The organism is Microbulbifer maximicatervae (SeqCode), assembly GCF_052467305.1.
Window position 1 is genome coordinate 3,858,245 of sequence record NZ_CP174306.1, and the last position, 18,932, is coordinate 3,877,176.

18 protein-coding genes and 1 other RNA gene are annotated in these 18,932 nt (G+C 53.4%); 12 read left to right on the top strand and 7 right to left on the bottom strand.

Going from position 1 to position 18,932, the window contains the following annotated elements:
* Positions 1-227: 227 nt before the first annotated feature.
* Entirely contained in the window at positions 228-677 is a 450-nt protein-coding gene (locus ACJJI4_RS16865) for a hypothetical protein (RefSeq protein ID WP_282931315.1), read from the top strand.
* 125 nt (positions 678-802) lie between these two features.
* Here the strand turns inward: ACJJI4_RS16865 and dnaJ are convergent, their stop codons facing one another.
* The 3 genes from dnaJ to grpE form a co-directional block, all read right to left on the bottom strand.
* Positions 803-1,927 (bottom strand): molecular chaperone DnaJ, encoded by a 1,125-nt coding sequence (dnaJ, locus tag ACJJI4_RS16870; RefSeq protein WP_282931314.1) that lies wholly within the window; start codon positions 1,925-1,927, stop codon positions 803-805.
* Positions 1,928-2,155: 228 nt separating this feature from the next.
* Positions 2,156-4,102: a molecular chaperone DnaK gene (dnaK, locus tag ACJJI4_RS16875; protein WP_282931313.1), complete on the bottom strand. Its 1,947-nt coding sequence runs from the start codon at positions 4,100-4,102 to the stop codon at positions 2,156-2,158.
* Between the two features lie 123 nt (positions 4,103-4,225).
* Entirely contained in the window at positions 4,226-4,846 is a 621-nt protein-coding gene (grpE, locus tag ACJJI4_RS16880) for a nucleotide exchange factor GrpE (protein WP_282931312.1), read from the bottom strand.
* Positions 4,847-5,074: 228 nt separating this feature from the next.
* Between grpE and recN the strand changes: the two genes are divergently transcribed.
* Both recN and ACJJI4_RS16890 read left to right on the top strand, forming a co-directional pair.
* Positions 5,075-6,742 carry a DNA repair protein RecN gene (gene recN, locus ACJJI4_RS16885; RefSeq protein WP_444925864.1) on the top strand — a complete coding sequence of 556 codons (1,668 nt, stop codon included), beginning with the start codon at positions 5,075-5,077 and terminating at the stop codon, positions 6,740-6,742.
* A 280-nt stretch (positions 6,743-7,022) separates the two neighbouring features.
* On the top strand, positions 7,023-7,622 hold the full coding sequence (locus ACJJI4_RS16890) for a 1-acyl-sn-glycerol-3-phosphate acyltransferase (protein ID WP_413663277.1): 600 nt from the start codon (positions 7,023-7,025) through the stop codon (positions 7,620-7,622).
* Positions 7,623-7,672: 50 nt separating this feature from the next.
* On the opposite strand, the gene fur is transcribed toward ACJJI4_RS16890, so the two are convergent.
* Positions 7,673-8,083, bottom strand: coding sequence for a ferric iron uptake transcriptional regulator (fur, locus tag ACJJI4_RS16895; RefSeq protein ID WP_282931309.1), 411 nt, complete (start codon positions 8,081-8,083; stop codon positions 7,673-7,675).
* 278 nt (positions 8,084-8,361) lie between these two features.
* Between fur and ACJJI4_RS16900 the strand changes: the two genes are divergently transcribed.
* Positions 8,362-8,706, top strand: coding sequence for an outer membrane protein assembly factor BamE (locus ACJJI4_RS16900; RefSeq protein ID WP_413663278.1), 345 nt, complete (start codon positions 8,362-8,364; stop codon positions 8,704-8,706).
* Here the strand turns inward: ACJJI4_RS16900 and ACJJI4_RS16905 are convergent.
* A complete protein-coding gene (locus ACJJI4_RS16905; RefSeq protein WP_413663279.1) occupies positions 8,703-9,056 on the bottom strand; it encodes an RnfH family protein in 354 nt (117 codons plus the stop codon). The two genes, ACJJI4_RS16900 and ACJJI4_RS16905, sit on opposite strands and share 4 nt — an antisense overlap.
* A complete protein-coding gene (locus ACJJI4_RS16910; protein ID WP_444925865.1) occupies positions 9,053-9,493 on the bottom strand; it encodes a type II toxin-antitoxin system RatA family toxin in 441 nt (146 codons plus the stop codon). The genes ACJJI4_RS16905 and ACJJI4_RS16910 overlap by 4 nt, the downstream gene beginning before the upstream one ends.
* Before the next feature lie 190 nt (positions 9,494-9,683).
* On the opposite strand from ACJJI4_RS16910, the gene ACJJI4_RS16915 reads away from it, so the two are divergent.
* The 8 genes from ACJJI4_RS16915 (at position 9,684) to ACJJI4_RS16950 (ending at position 17,773) form a co-directional block, all read left to right on the top strand.
* Positions 9,684-11,102: a sodium-dependent transporter gene (locus tag ACJJI4_RS16915; RefSeq protein WP_413663281.1), complete on the top strand. Its 1,419-nt coding sequence runs from the start codon at positions 9,684-9,686 to the stop codon at positions 11,100-11,102.
* 15 nt (positions 11,103-11,117) lie between these two features.
* The gene (smpB, locus tag ACJJI4_RS16920; RefSeq protein WP_282931304.1) at positions 11,118-11,597 is read left to right on the top strand and encodes an SsrA-binding protein SmpB; all 480 of its coding nucleotides are present in this window, start codon (positions 11,118-11,120) and stop codon (positions 11,595-11,597) included.
* A gap of 40 nt (positions 11,598-11,637) precedes the next feature.
* Positions 11,638-12,984, top strand: coding sequence for a sodium-dependent transporter (locus ACJJI4_RS16925; protein WP_444925866.1), 1,347 nt, complete (start codon positions 11,638-11,640; stop codon positions 12,982-12,984).
* Between the two features lie 173 nt (positions 12,985-13,157).
* Positions 13,158-13,547, top strand: a transfer-messenger RNA (tmRNA) gene (ssrA, locus tag ACJJI4_RS16930).
* Between the two features lie 233 nt (positions 13,548-13,780).
* The gene (locus tag ACJJI4_RS16935) at positions 13,781-14,764 is read left to right on the top strand and encodes an HNH endonuclease (protein ID WP_444925867.1); all 984 of its coding nucleotides are present in this window, start codon (positions 13,781-13,783) and stop codon (positions 14,762-14,764) included.
* Positions 14,765-14,817: 53 nt separating this feature from the next.
* Positions 14,818-16,059 (top strand): tyrosine-type recombinase/integrase, encoded by a 1,242-nt coding sequence (locus ACJJI4_RS16940; RefSeq protein WP_444925868.1) that lies wholly within the window; start codon positions 14,818-14,820, stop codon positions 16,057-16,059.
* Between the two features lie 719 nt (positions 16,060-16,778).
* Positions 16,779-17,204 (top strand): hypothetical protein, encoded by a 426-nt coding sequence (locus tag ACJJI4_RS16945; protein ID WP_444925869.1) that lies wholly within the window; start codon positions 16,779-16,781, stop codon positions 17,202-17,204.
* Positions 17,204-17,773, top strand: coding sequence for a hypothetical protein (locus tag ACJJI4_RS16950; protein ID WP_444925870.1), 570 nt, complete (start codon positions 17,204-17,206; stop codon positions 17,771-17,773). The genes ACJJI4_RS16945 and ACJJI4_RS16950 overlap by 1 nt, the downstream gene beginning before the upstream one ends.
* Here ACJJI4_RS16950 and ACJJI4_RS16955 read toward each other — a convergent pair.
* Positions 17,770-18,932 (bottom strand): IS3 family transposase gene (locus ACJJI4_RS16955; RefSeq protein ID WP_444925871.1). Its coding sequence is split into 2 segments (ribosomal slippage): positions 17,770-18,674 and positions 18,674-18,932, totalling 1,164 coding nucleotides; the frame shifts between segments, so codons are not numbered across the junction. The two genes, ACJJI4_RS16950 and ACJJI4_RS16955, sit on opposite strands and share 4 nt — an antisense overlap.

Here is an 18,932-nt window from a genome sequence, read left to right on the forward strand (position 1 = left end):
TACTCCAGTCCAAATCTATAAGGTTCTGGATTCTACAACGCACCCGGTAGAGCGCATAGATACCAGTAAGCCAGTATTAGCGTGTCTAAAAATCGCTAGTCACTCCGCAAAAGTAAAACAAAAAGAAATATCCACATATTTTTAAATTGCCAAGAGGATACTTGCGCAAAACGCGATATCAGCGGCCACTGCTACGCTTTACTGTGAGGGGTAAATGGAGCGCCAATATGCGACTGATGATCCTGTCCAACCATCTACCACACATCATGGTGGTAGTGATCTCTCTGAGCCTGGCTTTTGGCAGCACGCCGGCATCTGCCCAGCAGCAAAATGCCAATCCAGACTTTTGGGAGAAATATGATGATATTACCGATTGGGTGACGCTGCGTTTGCAGCTCACCCCGGGACAGGAAAAAACCGTATTACCCATTATGCAAAAAAGCTTCGCAGAGAAAAAAGCGGTGCTGGAAAAATACGGTTTACTCAGTGGTGAAAAGGTCGCCCTAACCCCCAAGCAACGCGGCGAAATTGGCGCTCAATTCGCAGCTATCAGTCTGGAAACACACAAAGAATTGGAAGGTATTTTAAATAAGGAGCAACTGCGCAAAGCGCAAAAAATCCAACAGGAATTCCTGAGTGAATTCGCAGCCCGCTTGAGAACCAAAACTTCCCAATAGAAGGCGTTCTATTGAAGGAATAATACTCGCCTGGAAATAAAAAAGGCTCGAAAGCTAATGCTCCCGAGCCTTTTTAAATAGGCAACCCGCAAAACAATTTAAAGTTTTGCCGGTGCTAACAGCGATTAAAGCTTCATATCACCAAAGAAGTTTTTCACCCCTTCAAACCAACCGGTCTGACGCGGTGAATTTTTCTTTTCGCTGAGGGTATTAGAGAACTCTTGCAGCAAGTCTTTTTGCTTGCCGGACAGGTTCACTGGAGTTTCTACCACAACGCGACACAGCAGGTCGCCGGTTGCTCCACCGCGAACCGGGGAAACACCTTTGCCGCGCAGGCGGAACAGTTTGCCGGTCTGGCTTTCCGCAGGAATCTTCAGCTTCACTTTACCGTCGAGAGTCGGCACTTCCAGCTCGCCACCGAGGGCAGCGGAAACAAAGCTGATCGGCACTTCGCAGTAAAGGTTCTTGCCATCGCGCTGGAACAGGTCGTGCTCTTTCACCACTACCTGTACATAGAGGTCACCAGCGGGGCCGCCGTCGGGCCCGGCTTCACCTTCACCGGACAGACGAATGCGATCGCCGGTATCCACACCGGGCGGTACCTTAACGGACAGAGTTTTGGTTTCCTCTACGCGACCGCGACCGTGACAGCTGCCACAGGGATCGGAGATAGTGGTACCGCGACCGCGACAGTTGGGGCAGGTTTGCTGAACAGAGAAGAAACCCTGCTGCATACGCACCTGGCCAGCACCACCACAGGTGCCACAGGTTTGCGGAGAGGAACCGGGCTTGGCACCGGAACCGCTACAGGTACCACAGGCTGCCAGAGTCGGAACGCGAATCTTGACCGTGGTGCCGCGCACTGCGTCTTCCAGGTCCAATTCCAGGTCATAGCGCAGATCGGAACCGCGAGCAGGGCCGCCGCGACGGCCACCGCCGCCACCACCGAAGATATCACCGAACACATCGCCGAAAATATCGGAGAAGCCACCGAATCCACCGGCGCCGCCACCGCCCATCTGGCCTTCCACACCGGCGTGGCCAAACTGGTCATAAGCTGCGCGCTTCTCGGAATCCGACAAAACCTCGTAGGCCTCATTGGCCTCCTTGAATTTGTTCTCAGATTCCTTGTCATCGGGGTTACGGTCCGGGTGAAACTTCATTGCCACCCGGCGGTAAGCTTTTTTCAGCTCTGCATCCGAAGCGCCGCGCTCGACGCCGAGGACTTCGTAATAATCGCGTTTCGACATAAAACTATGTTCTCTGGTCCGGCATCAAGAACGGCCAAACTCTCTTTCTACTTCTCGGTTTCTAACTAAGCCCCGCGAACGGAGCACCACCAAAACTGCGAAAACTCGGCAAATATTGGCAGATACCTGAAACAACACAGGGCGCGGGCCTCTGAAAGTAAGGCGCCGCGCCCCTGAAGTTCTCCGGCGGCCACTTTAAAAGCTGCCGCCGGAATTGCAAGCGAACGCTTACTTACCTTCTTTTTTGTCGTCCTTAACTTCTTCGAACTCTGCGTCTACTGCGTCGTCGCCAGCGGAGGACTGCTGCTCGCCCTGGGCACCAGCGCCAGCGGCACCTTCAGCACCAGCGGCTTGAGCCTGCTCGGCGTACATCTTCTGGGCAACCGGACCAGAAGCTTCTGTCAGCTTGGTAGTTGCAGCTTCCATAGCGGCCTTGTCATTGCCTTTAACCGCTTCTTCCGCTTCGGTAACAGCCGCTTCAATAGCTGCCTTCTCTTCAGCGGTGGCTTTGTCGCCAGCTTCTTCCAGAGTTTTCTTGGTCGCAGAAATCAGGCCGTCGAGCGTGTTGCGAGTCTGCACCAGCTCTTCGAACTGCTTGTCCGCTTCGGCATTGGCCTCAGCGTCCTGAACCATCTTATCGATCTCGTCCTCGGACAGACCGGAGGAAGCCTGGATCACGATGGACTGCTCTTTACCAGTGGCCTTGTCCTTCGCGTGTACGTGCAGGATACCGTTGGCATCGATGTCGAAGGTTACTTCGATCTGCGGCATGCCGCGCGGTGCCGGTGGGATATCGGCCAGGTCGAAACGACCCAGGGATTTGTTCTGTGCAGCCTGCTTGCGCTCACCCTGAACCACGTGAATGGTTACCGCTGTCTGGTTGTCATCCGCAGTGGAGAAAACCTGGGACTTCTTGGTGGGGATAGTGGTGTTCTTGTCGATCAGCGGAGTCGCAACGCCACCCATGGTTTCGATACCCAGGGTCAGAGGAGTTACGTCCAGCAGCAGTACGTCTTTAACGTCACCGGACAGTACGGCGCCCTGGATAGCAGCACCCATGGCAACGGCTTCGTCGGGGTTAACGTCTTTGCGCGGCTCTTTGCCGAAGAACTCGGTGACTTTCTGTTGAACCATTGGCATACGGGTCTGACCGCCTACCAGGATCACTTCGTCTACACCGGAAGCGGACAGGTCAGCGTCTTGCAGAGCGATTTTTACCGGCTCCAGGGAACGGGTAACCAGCTCTTCTACCAGGCTTTCCAGCTTGGCGCGGGTCAGTTTAACCACTAAGTGCTTGGGACCTGTAGCGTCTGCAGTGATGTACGGCAGGTTGACTTCGGTCTGCTGGCTGGAGGACAGCTCGATCTTGGCTTTTTCTGCAGCTTCTTTCAGGCGCTGCATTGCCAGGGGGTCACCTTTCAGGTCGATGCCCTGGTCTTTCTTGAACTCGTCTGCGAGGTATTCGATCAGGCGCAGGTCGAAGTCTTCACCACCGAGGAAAGTGTCACCGTTGGTGGACAGTACTTCGAACTGCTTCTCGCCATCGACGTCGGCAATTTCGATGATGGAGATATCGAAGGTACCACCACCCAGGTCGTATACCGCTACAGTGCGGTCACCGCCCTGCTTGTCCAGGCCGTATGCCAGTGCAGCGGCAGTCGGCTCGTTGATAATACGCTTAACGTCCAGGCCCGCGATGCGGCCGGCGTCTTTAGTGGCCTGACGCTGGGAGTCGTTGAAGTAAGCCGGTACGGTAATTACTGCAGCTTCTACTTTCTCGCCGAGGAAGTCTTCCGCAGTCTTTTTCATTTTCTTCAGGACTTCGGCAGAGATCTGCGGCGGAGCTTTTTTATCGCCTTTCACTTCTACCCAAGCGTCGCCGTTGTCAGCTTCAGTGATGGTGTAAGGAACCATCTTGATATCTTTCTGGACAACGTCGTCTTTGAATTTACGGCCGATCAAACGCTTAACCGCAAACAGAGTATTTTGGGGATTGGTCACCGCCTGACGCTTGGCAGACTGACCTACCAGAATTTCGTTGTCGTCAGTGAAGGCAACAATAGAAGGTGTAGTGCGATCGCCTTCGGCGTTTTCGATTACACGCGCTTTGTCACCATCCAGTACCGCTACACAGCTGTTAGTGGTACCCAGGTCGATGCCGATAATTTTTCCCATCTGTAAAATCCTCTTTTGATGCGCGCTGCCAGCTATGTTCTGTTTACACCGCGCGAATAATTCTTGATGTCAGCTATATTGGTGCCGGCCGCTAAATTTCAAGGCCGCTTTACACTTCTGCCGTTACGGCGCTTTGCTGACCACCACCATGGCCGGGCGAACCAGGCGGCCATTGAGGCGATAACCTTTTTGAAACACATCCAGAACCGTGTTCGGCTCCACCTCGCCGTTGGGCACCTGGGTCATAGCCTGGTGCAGCTCAGGGTCGAAGGGCTCACCGGCCGGATCGACAACTTCCACAGCATTTTTCGTCAGGGTTTCAACGAAAGATTTGTGGGTCAGCTCGATACCTTCTACCAAGGCCTTGTTGGCTTCGTCGGCCGTATCGATCGTCGCCAGTGCACGCTCGAGGTTGTCCACTACAGGTAGCAAATCCTGCAGCAACTTCTCTACCGCAAATTTGCGCGCGCGCTCGATATCCTGTTGCGCGCGGCGGCGGGCATTCTGCTCTTCCGCCTGGGCGCGCAGGGCCATATCCTTGTGCGCTGCCAGCTGCTCCTGCAACTTGATAATTTCCTCGTGCAGGGCATCGGCACCTTCGGCCTCTTCCCGCAGGGCTTCCTCGGCAAGTTCGCTTTCTATAGAGGAAGGGTCTTCAATCTCTGCTGAAACGCCCTCGTCTGTAGCTGGTGCGTGCTCCGCCCCCTCTTTAATCTGATCTTCTTCGCTGCGCTCTCTGGCCACTGCTTTCTCCGTCGCGTCGACTCTGTCAGTAATGTGAGTTGAGCCCGTCTCTCGGGCACTGGAGCCTATATGGGGACATCCCCGCACAGTTCAAGTGGTTTTTCGCGCTAGCGCACATCCTCAGAGTAATGTGGCCCCGCCCCTATAGCTAACCGGGAACGAATACTGTATAAATAACCACTAATTGGGCCGGGCGCCCGCCGATTAGCAAGGACACAAGCGATCTCTATGCTGCTGCATCTGTCTATCAGCCAATTCACCCTGGTGGACCAACTGGAGTTGGAGTTTGGTCCCGGTACCAGCACCCTGACCGGCGAGACCGGCGCGGGTAAGTCAATCACCTTGGATGCCCTCGGCCTGGCGCTGGGCGGTCGCGGCAGCGCTGAGCTTGTGCGCACCGGCGCCAATCGCGCCGACATCAGCGCCACATTTGATATCGCCGAGCACCCCAGCGCCGCCAGCTGGCTCGAGTCCCAGGAGCTGGACGCCGGGCAGGAAGTCATTCTGCGCCGCACTATTGGCGCCGATGGCCGCTCCCGCGCCTATATCAACGGCCAACCGGTCACGCTATTGCAGCTACGCGCCCTCGGCGAGCAGCTAATTGATATCCACAGCCAGCACGAACACCAATCCCTGCTGAAGAAAGAAACACACCTGCGCCTGCTGGATGAATACGCCCAGGCCCAGGAACTCGCCGCAGAGACCCGCAGCCGCTTCAAAACCTGGCGGGATCACTATCGCCGCTATCGCACCCTGGCTGACAGCGCCGAGGAAGCCGAAGCCCGCCGCCATTTGCTGGAATACCAGCTTAAGGAGCTGGATCAACTTGGCTTGAGCGAAGGGGAAATAGAGTCCCTCGAGAGCGAACAGCAACAGCTGGCCAATGCCGGGGAAATCCTCAGTGGCAGCTACCAGTTGGCCGCTTTCTTGTCCGGCGGTGAAGGCGATATCGCCGAACAACTGCACCGCGCCCTGCAACTGCTGTCCTCCATGCCCGGACAGGCTCCGGCCTTAGTGGAAGTGGCACAGATGCTCGACAGCGCGCGCATCCAGGTAGATGAGGCCGCAGCCACCCTCTCCCGACATATCGATCGCTTCGAGATGGACCCGGAGCGACTCTCCGAGGTTGAAGACAGGCTCAGCGCCATCTACCAGGCGGCGCGCAAACACCGAGTCCAACCGCAGGAGCTGCCGGCTCTGCAGCAACAGTTACAGGCAGAGCTGGACGATATCGGCAGCCCAGATGCCCTGGATCGCCTTGCCGCAGATTGTGAACAACTGGAGAAGCAGTACAGAAAAGTTGCCGGCAAGCTCAGCAAACTGCGCAGTAAAGCGGCAGCTTCGCTGGCGGAGGCCGTGAACGGCCAGCTGGCCGACCTGGCCATGCCTCACGCTCGAGTAGAGCTATCACTACAAGAGCTGGATACGCCCAATAGCCAGGGACTTGAAGAAGCGGAGATATTAATTTCCACCAACCCGGGCCAACCGCCTCGCCCCCTGGGCAAGATTGCCTCCGGCGGTGAACTCTCCCGGGTCAGTCTGGCAATCCAGGTGGTAACTGCGCAAACCTCCCGCACCCCCACCCTGGTATTCGACGAGGTGGATGTGGGTATCGGCGGTGCCACCGGTGATGTGGTGGGCCGCCTGCTGCGTCAACTGGGGGAAACCCGCAATGGCCGCAGCGGCCAGGTGATCTGTGTGACCCACTTGGCCCAGGTAGCGGCGCGAGCCCACCGCCAATACCTGGTGGAGAAGCACAGCGATGGCGAAAGTGTTTTTGTGGCACTGCGCGAACTCACCAACGGCGAGCGCCGCGAAGAAGTGGCGCGCATGCTCGGCGGCGCCCCCACCGCCCAATCCCTGGCTCATGCCGAGGAAATGCTGGAGAGAAATTAACTCTCCAACCCCTCTCTCGGGCTGGCTATGGAGTCAGCCCCACCTCCTTCATACGATTCCAGCGCCAAATGTCACCAAAGGGCAAAAATGGTGCATTTTGGTAAGCAATCTTATACCGTAGATCAATAAATGACCGCCACACAATCCGGTATACCACCCCTTTCGTCGGATATATGTGCCGATTTAGGACAAACGCACAAATATGACTGGGAGCGGCGGCTAAAGTCACCATATACTTGGCGGCTTATTTTTCGATGTATGAGTAGTCCCGGCCGAGGTTATGCAGAGAACGATTTTCAACACCCCTATTGTCACCCCAATCCTCCGCTTGGTTGCACGGGTGCTACTGAAGTTGCACGGCTGGCGTGTCAAAGCTGACGAGCAGTCTCTCAAACTAAAGCAGTACGTATTGATCGGCGCCCCCCATACCACTAACTGGGATGGCTATTACTTTATTCTCGCCGCACTCAAACTGAAGATGACCCCGCAGTGGATGGGCAAAGACAAGCTATTTACCTTCCCGCTGGGTGGCCCCATGCGCTGGTTCGGCGGTATCGCCGTAGACCGCAGCAAAGCCAACAACCTGGTGGATGCCACCGCCAGGCAGTTCAAACTGCGCAAAGAACTGGTTATCGCTATTCCCCCCGAGGGCACTCGCGGTTTGGCGGAACGTTGGAAGACCGGCTTTTACCATATCGCCCGCAACGCCAGGGTGCCGGTAGTGCTGGGCTATATCAGCTTCCCCAAAAAAGAAGTGGGCATAGGCCCGATAGCGCAATTCAGTGAAAACCTGGAAGCCGAGCTGTTGAAGCTCAAGGAATTTTACGCTGATAAAATTGGCAAGTTCCCAGAGCTTTACACCCCACCCTGCCAGTCGTAACACTCAGCGTAAGCATTTGAAGGGTGCGGTGAATACCGCACCCGGAAGAATCACTTCTCTTTTTCTGTCACATACAGAACCAGGCTGTGGCCAGTCAGCTCATAGCCGTGCTCTTCAGCGATCTGGCGCTGTAGCTCCTCAATCTCTTCATTGTGGAACTCGATAACCTTACCGGTATCGGTGCAGACCATATGGTCGTGGTGATCGCCTCGATCCAACTCAAATACAGAGTGGCCGCCATCGAAGTTGTGGCGCACAACCAGGCCCGCGCTCTCAAACTGGGTCAATACCCGGTACACAGTAGCTAGGCCGACATCCTCTCCCGCCTCCAGCAACAGCTTATAGACATCCTCAGCACTCAAATGCTGCTCACTAGTGCTTTCGAGCAATTGCAGAATCTTCACCCGCGGCAGAGTGACCTTGAGGCCAGCCTTGCGCAATTCCTGGTTTTCGTTCGACATGTATCAATATTTCCCGGCAGGATTTTAAAAGTTATCCGAAGTTGCCCAAACCCACAGCGGCCATTTATAAAGGATTCCGACCCTGGAGTCCCGTCTGTCAGCGAGCCAACTCTTCAGGTATTATCCCATGCCCTACGGAGTCAGAGAAACCCCGTACTGCTCACTTAGGGCAGAACTGGTAAGTGGAGGAACTTTTTTTCTCCACTTGAGACTAAACTGACTGTTTGTAAGAAATCAGCGTGAGCGCTGCCGTTTGAAACCGAATAATGGAGCAATGAATGCCGCCTAGTCTGAGATTTCTCACTATCGCCTTCCTGTGCAGCTTGCTGGGAGCTTGCACACTCGTAAAATTCCCCGGTGTACACCGTATTGAGGTGCAGCAGGGCAATATCATTACCCAGGAGATGGTGGATCAGCTAAAGCCAGGGATGACGCGACGCCAGGTACAGTTTGTTCTGGGCACTCCGCTGCTGGAAGATACTTACAACCCCAACCGCTGGGATTACGTCAATCGCCTTCGCGACAAGAAAGGCAATATCACCCAAAAGACCTTTAGCGTTTACTTTGATGAAGACTCCCTGGTAGCCACCAGCGGCGACTGGCAGCCCACAGGCTGGCCCTAAGCGGAAGTCCCCTCGGCGCCCTTCTTCTTCTCAGCCATACGCTTGGCTTTCTCGGCGCGCTGCTTGCGCGCCTCTTTGGGATCGGCGATCAAGGGGCGATATACCTCAACCCGGTCCCCGGGTTGCAGGACATAACTTTCCGCCGGCGGCAGCCCCTTACTCCCCAGCACCTGGGCAAAAATACCCATCTTTGCCGTATCCGGATCGACTTCAGGATACTCCTTGGGAATTCCCGAGCGAATTAGCGCCTCCCGCGCAGTAGTACCCTCAGATACCAACAAACGCATTAATCGCTGTTCGTGGGGCAGCGCGTACACCACCTCCACCGAGATTGTTTTCTCTTCTGTCATTGGGGTTTCCCGTAAACTTCTTCCGCGCGCTCACACATAACCGCGACCATCTGGTTGGCCAGGTCACTGAAAATTTTTCCCGCAGCCGCCGCGATCAATCGATTTTTCATCGAAAACGAAAGGGTAAAACTCACTTTACAGGCATTTTCAGCCAGTGGAGTAAATTCCCACAGTCCCTCGAACTGCTCGAAGGGACCATCCGCCAGCTTGAGTGTCATCGACTTGGGACGCACCAACTGATTTCGAGTCACAAAGCTCTGCTTTATACCCGCGCGCGACAAATCCAGGCGCGCCTCTAAAGTCGTGTCATCGCTGTGGATAATCTCCGCAGCGCGACAGCCGGGTAAAAATTGTGGGTAACTGGCCACATCGTTGACCAGATCAAACATTTGTTCCGCGCTGTACATCACCAGCGCACTGCGTTCTATTTCAGTCATTCCTACTGTCTAACCCAGTCCATCAGGCAAAATTGCCTGGGATTACCGTTGAACGGCTAATTTTGCCAGTCGGCGCTACTCAAGCAAGACAATTCCTGCAACAATCGCATTTTTTACCGGTGGGCCACACTTAGCCCCAGCCGCAGTAACAAAAACTACAAGCATTCAAAAAATAATAGCGAGAGTACTTATGACCGCAGTGAGAGAGCATTTTGGGTCAAGGCTGGGCTTTATCCTGGCCGCAGCAGGTTCCGCCGTCGGTATTGGCAACCTGGTCGCATTTCCTGTAGCAGCCACCAAGAGCGGGGGCGGCGCCTTCTTACTGGTCTACGCTCTCTTCGTATTTCTGATCTGCCTGCCGGTGATGATGGCCGAACTCGCTATGGGACGCCGTTCAGATAAAGACCCCGTCGGGGCCTATCGGCAGATATCCAAGGGCTCCACGCTGTGGAGTATTCCCGGCTGGCTGGCCCTGATCACGCCATTTATGATCGCGGTTTTTTATCTGGTGGTCACCGTATGGGTAATGGGGTACCTGGTAGAGATCTTCTCCGGCAATCTGGATAAGCTCGCCACCCCGGATTTCTTTATCCACTTTATCAATACACCCACGGTATTTATTTACCTGGTTGTCCTGATGCTGATCATCAATGCCATTCTCGCTATGGGCGTTAAAGACGGTATCGAGCGGGCCGCAAAAACCCTGATGCCCATGCTGTTTGTAATGTTACTGGGACTGGTGTTCTTTGTACTGACCCTGGATAACGCCGCCCTCGGTTTGCAGTACTACCTAGTACCCGACTTCAGCAAAATTGACGGCAACGTAATCAGTAAAGCCATGGCCCAGGCCTTCTTCTCCCTGTCTCTGGGAATGGGCATCATGATTACCTACGGCTCCTATATGAAGAAGAAGGACTCCATTCCCGGCTCTTCCCGCGCCGTAGCGATTACTGACACTTTGGTAGCCTTCACTGCTGGCCTGCTGATTTTGCCGAGTATTTTCCACTTTAACCCACAGATTGATCCGACAGAGCTGAGCGACTCGTCCGCCGGTATGATCTTCCTGTTCCTGCCGAAGATTTTCCTCGCTTTGCAAGACGGAATCGGCTACATGGGTGCCAGCGCCGTAGCGGCCATCTTCTTCTTCCTGGTCCTGGTTGCCGCCATTACTTCCCTGGTTTCCATTATTGAGGTGCCCATCGCCACCCTGCGCGACGAGCGCAACATGGAGCGTAAGAAGGCCATCTACATCGTTGCGGCAGTTCAATTTGTACTGGCCATCGCTTGCGCCGTATCATTCGGTATGGCCACTTGGTTTACAGAGTTTGTACAACTGGCCGGCGCAAACAAGTCGTTCTTCGATTTGGTGGAGATCATCTTCTACGACACCATCCTGCCTTTAAACGGCTTGCTGGTATGTCTGTTCGTGATCTACAAATGGAAGAAATCCAATTTTGATAAAGAGCTGCAAGAAGGTGACAGCAACTTTGCAGGCTCGTTTTCGCAAAAATACGTTAACTTCTCCCTGGGCACTTTTATCCCATTGATACTGCTGCTTATCTTTATCAATACCGTGGCCCTGAAGTTTTTTGGACACAGTTTTATATAGTCACTCGTAGTTTTCATGGCCAAGAAAAAGAAAGCACAAACATCCAATACCATCGCCCTCAACAAGAAGGCCCGCCACGACTATTTCATTGAAGAAAAGTTTGAGGCGGGCGTTGAGATGAAAGGCTGGGAAGTCAAAAGCTGTCGGGAGGGCAAAGCCCAGCTGACCGACAGCTATGTCATTTTCAAAAACGGTGAAGCCTGGCTGCTGGGTGCCAACATCCAGCCGCTACCCAGTGCCTCCACCCACTTTGTCACCGAGCCCGACCGCACCCGTCGCCTGCTGCTAACCAAGCGCGAGCTTTCCAAGCTGATCGCCGCTGTTGAGCAGAAGGGTCACACCGTGGTTGCCACAGCCATGTACTGGAAAGGGCATCTGGTGAAGTGCGAAGTCTGCCTTGCCAAAGGTAAGGCGAGCCATGACAAACGCGAGACTGAGAAGAAGCGCGATTGGAACCGCGAAAAGCAGCGCCTAATGCGCTCGGCGCACAAATAGTGCACAGTGAACTATTAGAAGAATAATTACGGGATTTACCATGAGTGCACCGCGAGGACAGTTCAGCTCGAATATTGGCTTTTTGATGGCCGCGGCGGGTTCCGCCGTTGGTCTCGGCAATATTTGGGGCTTTCCAACCAAGGCTGCCAGCAACGGCGGCGCCGCCTTTGTAGTCGCCTACTTATTTCTAGCCTTTGCGCTCGCCTATCCGGCCCTGATGGCCGAACTCACCATCGGCCGCCACGCGCGCCGCAATATGGTGCAGGCGCTGCGCTCCATTTCCAACGGGCCCATCAGCCGCTTTTTCGGAGGCCTGACCGGTTTCGGCGGTATCCTGGTGGCCTCACTTATCCTGAGCTTCTACGCCATTGTGGCGGGCTGGATGGTGGCGCACCTGGCCGAACCTTTCGCCGGCCTGTTCGGCGCCCAAGAAGCAGCCCAGTGGTTGGCCGGCAACAGCACCGATCGCAATATGATCATGACCGCTATCTTTAGTGGTCTTACCATGCTGATTATCGCCAGTGGTGTTGAGAAAGGGATCGAGCGCTGGTCCACCCTGTTGATGCCATCGCTGATCATCCTGTTATTGCTGTTGATCTGCTACGTACTCACCCAGCCCGGCGCCCTGACCGGCCTGGAAGTGTACCTGATGCCCAACTTCGACCACTTCACCCCGGATCTGCTGATCTCCGCCATGGGCCAGGCCTTTTTCTCCCTATCCCTGGGTGTAGGCACCATGCTGATTTACGGCTCCTACCTGAGCCAGCAGGAAAGCCTGCCGCGCCTCGGCGCCCTGGTAACCCTGATTGATGTGGGCATCGCCTTCACAGCGGGCTTGCTAATCCTGCCCGCCATGTACGTAGCCCAGGAAGCCGGTACCCAGATCTTCTCTGCCGACGGTTCCCTGATCGCCGGCCCGAGCCTGATTCTGCAAGTGCTGCCCGCGCTGTTCGACACCATGGGTGAAGCCGGGATATTCGTCGCCATCGCCTTCTTCGCGCTGATGGTTATCGCCTCCCTCACTTCCTCCATTTCCATGCTGGAAGTGCCGGTGGCATTCTCTATCGAGAACCTGAATATCCCCCGCCGCATCGCCACCCCGATCGTTGGCCTGATCATCTTCGGCGTGAGCTGCGGCATCATCTACAACTTCGACGCCCTCTTCGGACTGGCAGTCAGTATCAGTACTGAATACGGCCAGCCCCTGCTCGGTATTGCACTTTGTATCTTTGCCGGCTGGATCTGGCGCCGCGACCAGCTGCTGAGTGAGCTCAAGAAAGGCCATGAAGATATTGAACACACCCTGTTCTGGAAGATCTGGCCCTGGTACGTGCGCATCGTCTGCCCACTGCTAATCCTGACCGCTTTCGTGCAGTCCATTCGCTAAGCTGATCTCCCCCCCGGCGGTACCTCACCGCCGGGAACTCCCTTCCCACCTAAGCCCTCCCTCAAAGCGCCTGACTAAAGCGACTCTGATCGCTCAAATGCCAATTACATAAAATTTATTGCTAACGTGAATTTTGAGGTATACTTAGGTGACACACATGAGTGTTTCTTATCGGGGATGACTTGGATTCGACGCCGGTTACGAAACCTTGGGTGCATGCCGAGATGGCAGCGAATCTCGTAAATCCAAAGCTGTATTTTATTAGTTGCCAACGACGACAACTACGGTGCCCAACTCGCTGCGTAAGCAGCTTGTGAAGCACTAACTAAGGGTTCGCCCCTTAGCAGTCTTCAGCAAGGTTCCAGTATCGCGCTGTAGACTGTTATACAGAACTGGATCGCCGCAAGCCATACCCGTGGGTAAGCGGTTAAACAAATTTCGGGATCGCCCTATACGTCCTGACCGCCGGGCTGTAATGGGTTAAATCAATAGACGGAGCTAAGCATGTAGAGCCTCTGGCAGAGTGCTGACGGACGCGGGTTCGACTCCCGCCATCTCCACCAAATTGCTGTCTCAGACAGCCCACGAAAGCCCCGCAAACCTAGTGTTTCCGGGGTTTTTGCTTATTTGGACTATCCCAGTTAATCTAAGCTGACCCGTCCAAATCCAGCCTCAAGCGGACGGGTTATTGGACGGGGTGAGCCCTCAGCCACACGCCAACCCGTCCAATTGCCGAAGGTGCATACAGCAAAGTCATGACACCGACCAAGCATCAGGCTTTACTAGGGAGGGTTGTATGAGGTTTTGGTGGGTAAATCACAAGCTTATGCACTCTGAAGAGATTGAGGGTGGTTTCATCTGGTCGCCCAAAAAGTCAAAAGATGGCCGACACCAAGAAACATATGAAAACCTCACACGCACATCACCTGAGGACGTAGTCTTTTCATATGCCAATATGAAAATTGGCTATATAGGTCTGGTGGTCGATGGATGTGAGGAGAAATCTCGACCTCCTTCACTCGACAAAAAAGGGAGCACTTGGTCGAGCTCTGGCTGGTACGTTCCTATAAACTGGCTAAAAATTGATACCCCCTTAAAGCCGAAAGAGCACATCGGCAGAATAGCACCGCATCTACCAAAGAAGCACTCGCCGCTACGCAGTAACGGGAACGGCCTACAGAATTGCTACCTAACAGAAATTTCCTCAGAGCTCGCTCAGATTCTTTGTCAGCTATGTTATGCACCGTCTAAAAACTCAGATACAACACAAAGAGAACTTGCGAATATTGTGCAAGCCACAATTCTAAACAGGCACGGCCCTTGCAATTTAGAAAGCAAAACATTAATAAAAGCACGAAGAGGGCAAGGAAAATTCAAAGAAAATTTAAAGCTTGTAGAAAAATCATGCCGACTGTCAAATACAAAAGACCCTCGCTTTTTAATAGCTAGCCACATAAAGCCATGGGTAATTAGCAACGACAAGGAAAAGCTAGACGGCAATAATGGGCTTTTGCTTGCTCCACACATTGATAAGCTATTCGATACTGGGTTTATTACCTTTTCAAGTGAGGGAACACTACTGTATTCGGATGACACAATCCGAAGCCAACTCAAAGCCTGGGGAGTAAACCCGCTTAAAAATGTAGGCTCTTTCAATCCCAGCCAGTCCATCTACCTCGAATATCACAGGAATGAAATATTTAGGGGCAAGCTCAAGGAGGGAGTTAAAGCTCGAAAGAAGAATATGCCTGAAAATAATTTGGAAGTAGTCGGCACTTAACTCTCTTCAAAGTTGCAACTGTCAGAACCCAAAATGGACGAGGGAATAGTAAAATGGCTTTATCTGACACCAAGGTCCGCGCCCTCAAGCCACGCGACAAGAAGTACATCGAGTCCGATGAGAAAGGGTTGGCAATCGAAGTGACCCCGACCGGAGCCAAGCGCTGGGTATTCCGTTTCCGCCTGCATGGCAAACGCCCAGAAATGGCAATTGGGCTCTACCCAGATGTAAGCCTGAAGCGCGCCCGCGAACTCCGTGATGAAGCCCGCCAGCATGTTGCCGAAGGTGTCGACCCTCGCGATATAAAACGCGCCCGCAAAGAATCCACCCTGGAGGCCAATCGCAACAGCTTCGCCGCCGTTAGTGATGAGTGGTTTGCCGCCAAGATGGCGCACCTATCCAGCTCATCAAAGGACCGCGCCACCCTCGCTTTAGAGCGTGACCTAAAGCCCTATTTGGGTAAGCGTCCTATATCCGAGATAAGCCCGCCGGAAGTGCTGCGGTGCCTGCGCCGTATTGAGAGCCGGGGCACCCTGGAGACTGCCCACCGAGTAAAGCGAGTAGCTAGCCAAGTTTTCCGTTTTGCCGTGGCCACCGGGAGAGCTGACCGCGACCCCACCACAGACCTGACCGGCGCACTCACCCCCACCAAGAAGAAACATCTGGCAGCTATTACCGACCCTGCTGAAGTTGGGCGCCTGCTAACTGCCATAAACGAATACCAAGGCACTCCAGTAGTAAGAGCGGCCCTGAAGCTGTCGCCGCTCCTATTCTGCCGCCCTGGAGAGTTGCGCAAACTGGAGTGGGCCGAAATTAATTGGGAGGCCAAGCAAATAGAGCTGCCCAACGAAAAAATGAAAATGGGCCAGCCGCACATTATCCCGCTAGCAGAACAGTCGCTGGCACTACTGCAGGAGCTAGAGCCGCTAACAGGCCGTGGCAAATATGTTTTTCCATCAGCTCGAGGCCAGAGCCGTCCACTGTCTGACAACGGCGTAAGGACTGCGCTCAGGTCGCTGGGCTATGACAACGAAACCATGACTGCCCACGGCTTCCGCGCTATGGCCCGCACTCTGCTGGATGAGGTCCTGGGCTTCCGTGTGGAATACATAGAGCACCAGCTGGCCCATGAAGTGAAAGATACGCTGGGACGAGCTTACAACCGTACAAAACACCTAGAGCAGCGAGCTGCAATGATGCAGACGTGGGCAGATTATTTGGACAACTTAAAAGCTCAAGCCGAGGCTAATAATGTAATAACCGCTAATTTTAGATTGAGTAATTCAAGCGCCTAATCACCAACAGCAATATCTAGAAAATCAAATACTTATGTGGTTTTCCTGGCTCCTGAGAGCTAGTTGCCGATTTCTGTAAAACCCTCACTGGACACTCTTACAGTCTCTATCAATCTAACAAAGCCCACAAACCCTTGACTTTCCCTGTGCCAGAACTGTATAAAAATCCCATGCTGAGGAAAGTACGCAAATTTACTGCCCAATCTCCCAAAGCCCGCCGATTGCGGGTTTTTTTGTGCCCGAAAAATAGAATGTCATAAGTAAATTTCGCACCCATAGCCTGGTGTCTTCAGCTTTAAAAATTAACAACTTAAACCACTAAACCCGCCTAGAGCGGGTTTTTTTATGCCTGAAATTTGAGTTCAAAGGAGGACCACACTCACCACTTAAAGAGAAGTCACACAGCGGTACCATTATTTTCACATCTGATTTTTTAATCGAACCCGCCTAGTGCGGGTTTTTGCGTTTTTAAAGAGAGGAAATCTCATGGTTGGAACTGCCGAGTACACAAGCACCATTAACCGAGACGCTCTTTATCGAGCAAAGGACTGCGCGAATTTATATAGCGTTGGGCTTTCGACGTGGTGGAAGTGGGTTTCAGATGGACGTGTCAAACCTGGCATTAAGCTAGGGCCAAAAACAACCGTATGGGAAGGAGAGTATTTGCTGGACCTTCGCCAAAAATTTATTAGAGAAGCTCAGGGCTAACGGGAGGAGCTATGGAAACAATCAGAACCACCCCAGAACAGAGCGGCCCCGACCAAGTAACTAAGCCATTAAATAATACCAGTGAATCACTATTTGAAGCAGCTGAAGGCATCCATCCTGGTATCAAGGTAGTGGGTGCGAACGAGCAACAGCTGGCACTTTTACCACCGGGAAAACATCGCCGCCTTACAGCTAGGCAGAGACGAGCTCTTAAAACTCTTGTTAAGCGGTCATGTTGCCGTGAGGAGTTGGATAAAGTCACGGGGGCAAGCAATAGCCCCGAAATCGTATCGCAACTTAGAAAGCGGGGAATAGCCGTCAAATGCCGTATGGAGGGGCATATTGACCGAGACGGTATAGCAGGAAGCCATGGCGTTTACTGGTTACCAGACAGCGAGCGCCAACTTGTTGAGTCCTTAAATCTACTGGAGGACTAATGGGCGAGCCAGCTAGAGAGCTTTTACAGCGACTTCTAGCGCGTGGTGACGGTATAGCGGTCGATAGTGGCCGCCTTACCTTAACCCCTGCCAGTGGCCACCCTGTGCCTGCTGAGTGGCTTTCCGAACATGAGCGGCCCCTTATCACCGAAGCATCACGTTTAGCTAGTGTGGAGCCGCTGGAGTATGTCGGCTATTCAGTGGGGAACTATGGCCCCAGCAAGCGCGGTGGTGTATCCCTCCAGTTCCGCAGCCTGGTTGATGGTAGTGAGCGCTATTCCGTATTCAACGCCGAGACACGGCGCAACAGAACCACTAAGCACGGCAAGAAAGGTTCACCCCTGCCCTCTGGGCAATTCCGGATAACAACTCGCTTCAAGTTCTATGGGTTTTGGGTGTCAACGGGTTTACCTGTGCCTCGGCGCCTAAGTGCCTTTCACGACTACATGGGAAAGCTTGCCGGTTTAGTTTTCACCGGTGAAGCGCCAGATGGTGAGCGCCTGAGTGATGCCCGCCCCCTTTCAATCAGCAATACTGATCCTACCCACCAACAACGGACACACCACTAAGCGACTAGTTGTTCCTCAAACGCCTCAGGGCTGAGATAGCCATTGGCGCTGTGTAAGCGATTTCGATTGTAGTCTATTTCTATATACTCAAATACGGTTTCCCGCATGAGGCACCTTGTAGGAAAGCGGTTACCATGGATTACTTCTACCTTAAGTGAGTGGAAGAACGTTTCTGCGCAGGCGTTATCATAGCAGTTACCTTTGGCGCTCATGCTGCACCGCAGATCATAAGCTGTAATTAAAGATTGATAATCTGTAGAGCAATATTGGCTTCCCCTGTCAGTATGCACGATAACATTTGTAGGTTTCTTACGTCGCCATAAAGCCATTTGAAGGGCGTCACAGACCAATGTAGCTGTCATCGTTTCTGACATCGCCCAACCAATAACCAGCCGACTATATAGGTCTATCACTACAGCCAGATATAACCAACCCTCTTCTGTTCGTAGGTAGGTAATATCCCCGACCCATTTCTGATTCGGCGCTTCAGTATTGAAGTTCTGCTCGAGCAGATTTGGGGCCACTGACAGACCATGTTTTGAGTAGGTTGTGGCTTTATATCTCTTGGCGGCTTTAGCCCGTAGGCCCTGTCGACGCATGCTGGCAGCAACTGTTTTTTGATTATATTTACTCCCCTCACTGGCCAATTCCCTCGTCAGGCGAGGGGCGCCACTACGTTCTTTACTGGCTATAAAGCGCTGCTGTACCAAACCATCAAGCTCCATTTGGTACTGCTGGCGCTTGGATTGATCGGCCGATCTTGACACCCAATCGTAAAACCCACTGCGAGATACGCTCAATACCTTAGCCATCGCTTTGATGCTGAACTTATGCCTGTGCTTTAGCATGAAGGCGTACCTCATTTCAGGCTCTTTGCAAAGTACGCTGCGGCCTTTTTTAAGATCGCCAGCTCCTCTGCCTGCTCAGCCAGCTGCCGCTTAAGGCGAGCATTCTCTGTGGCCAGCTCTCTCTCGGCATCCCCTCGGCTCTGATGTAACTTAGCCTTGCTTCGCCATCCGTAAATCTGGGAAGGATGTAACCCAAGCTGTTTAGCGGCAACGCTTACCCCTACCTTGACCGCCAGTGCTAGGGCATCTTTTCTATATTCCTCTGAGTATTTTTTACGAGTGGTTTTGGTTGATTTACTTGATCGTGTCAT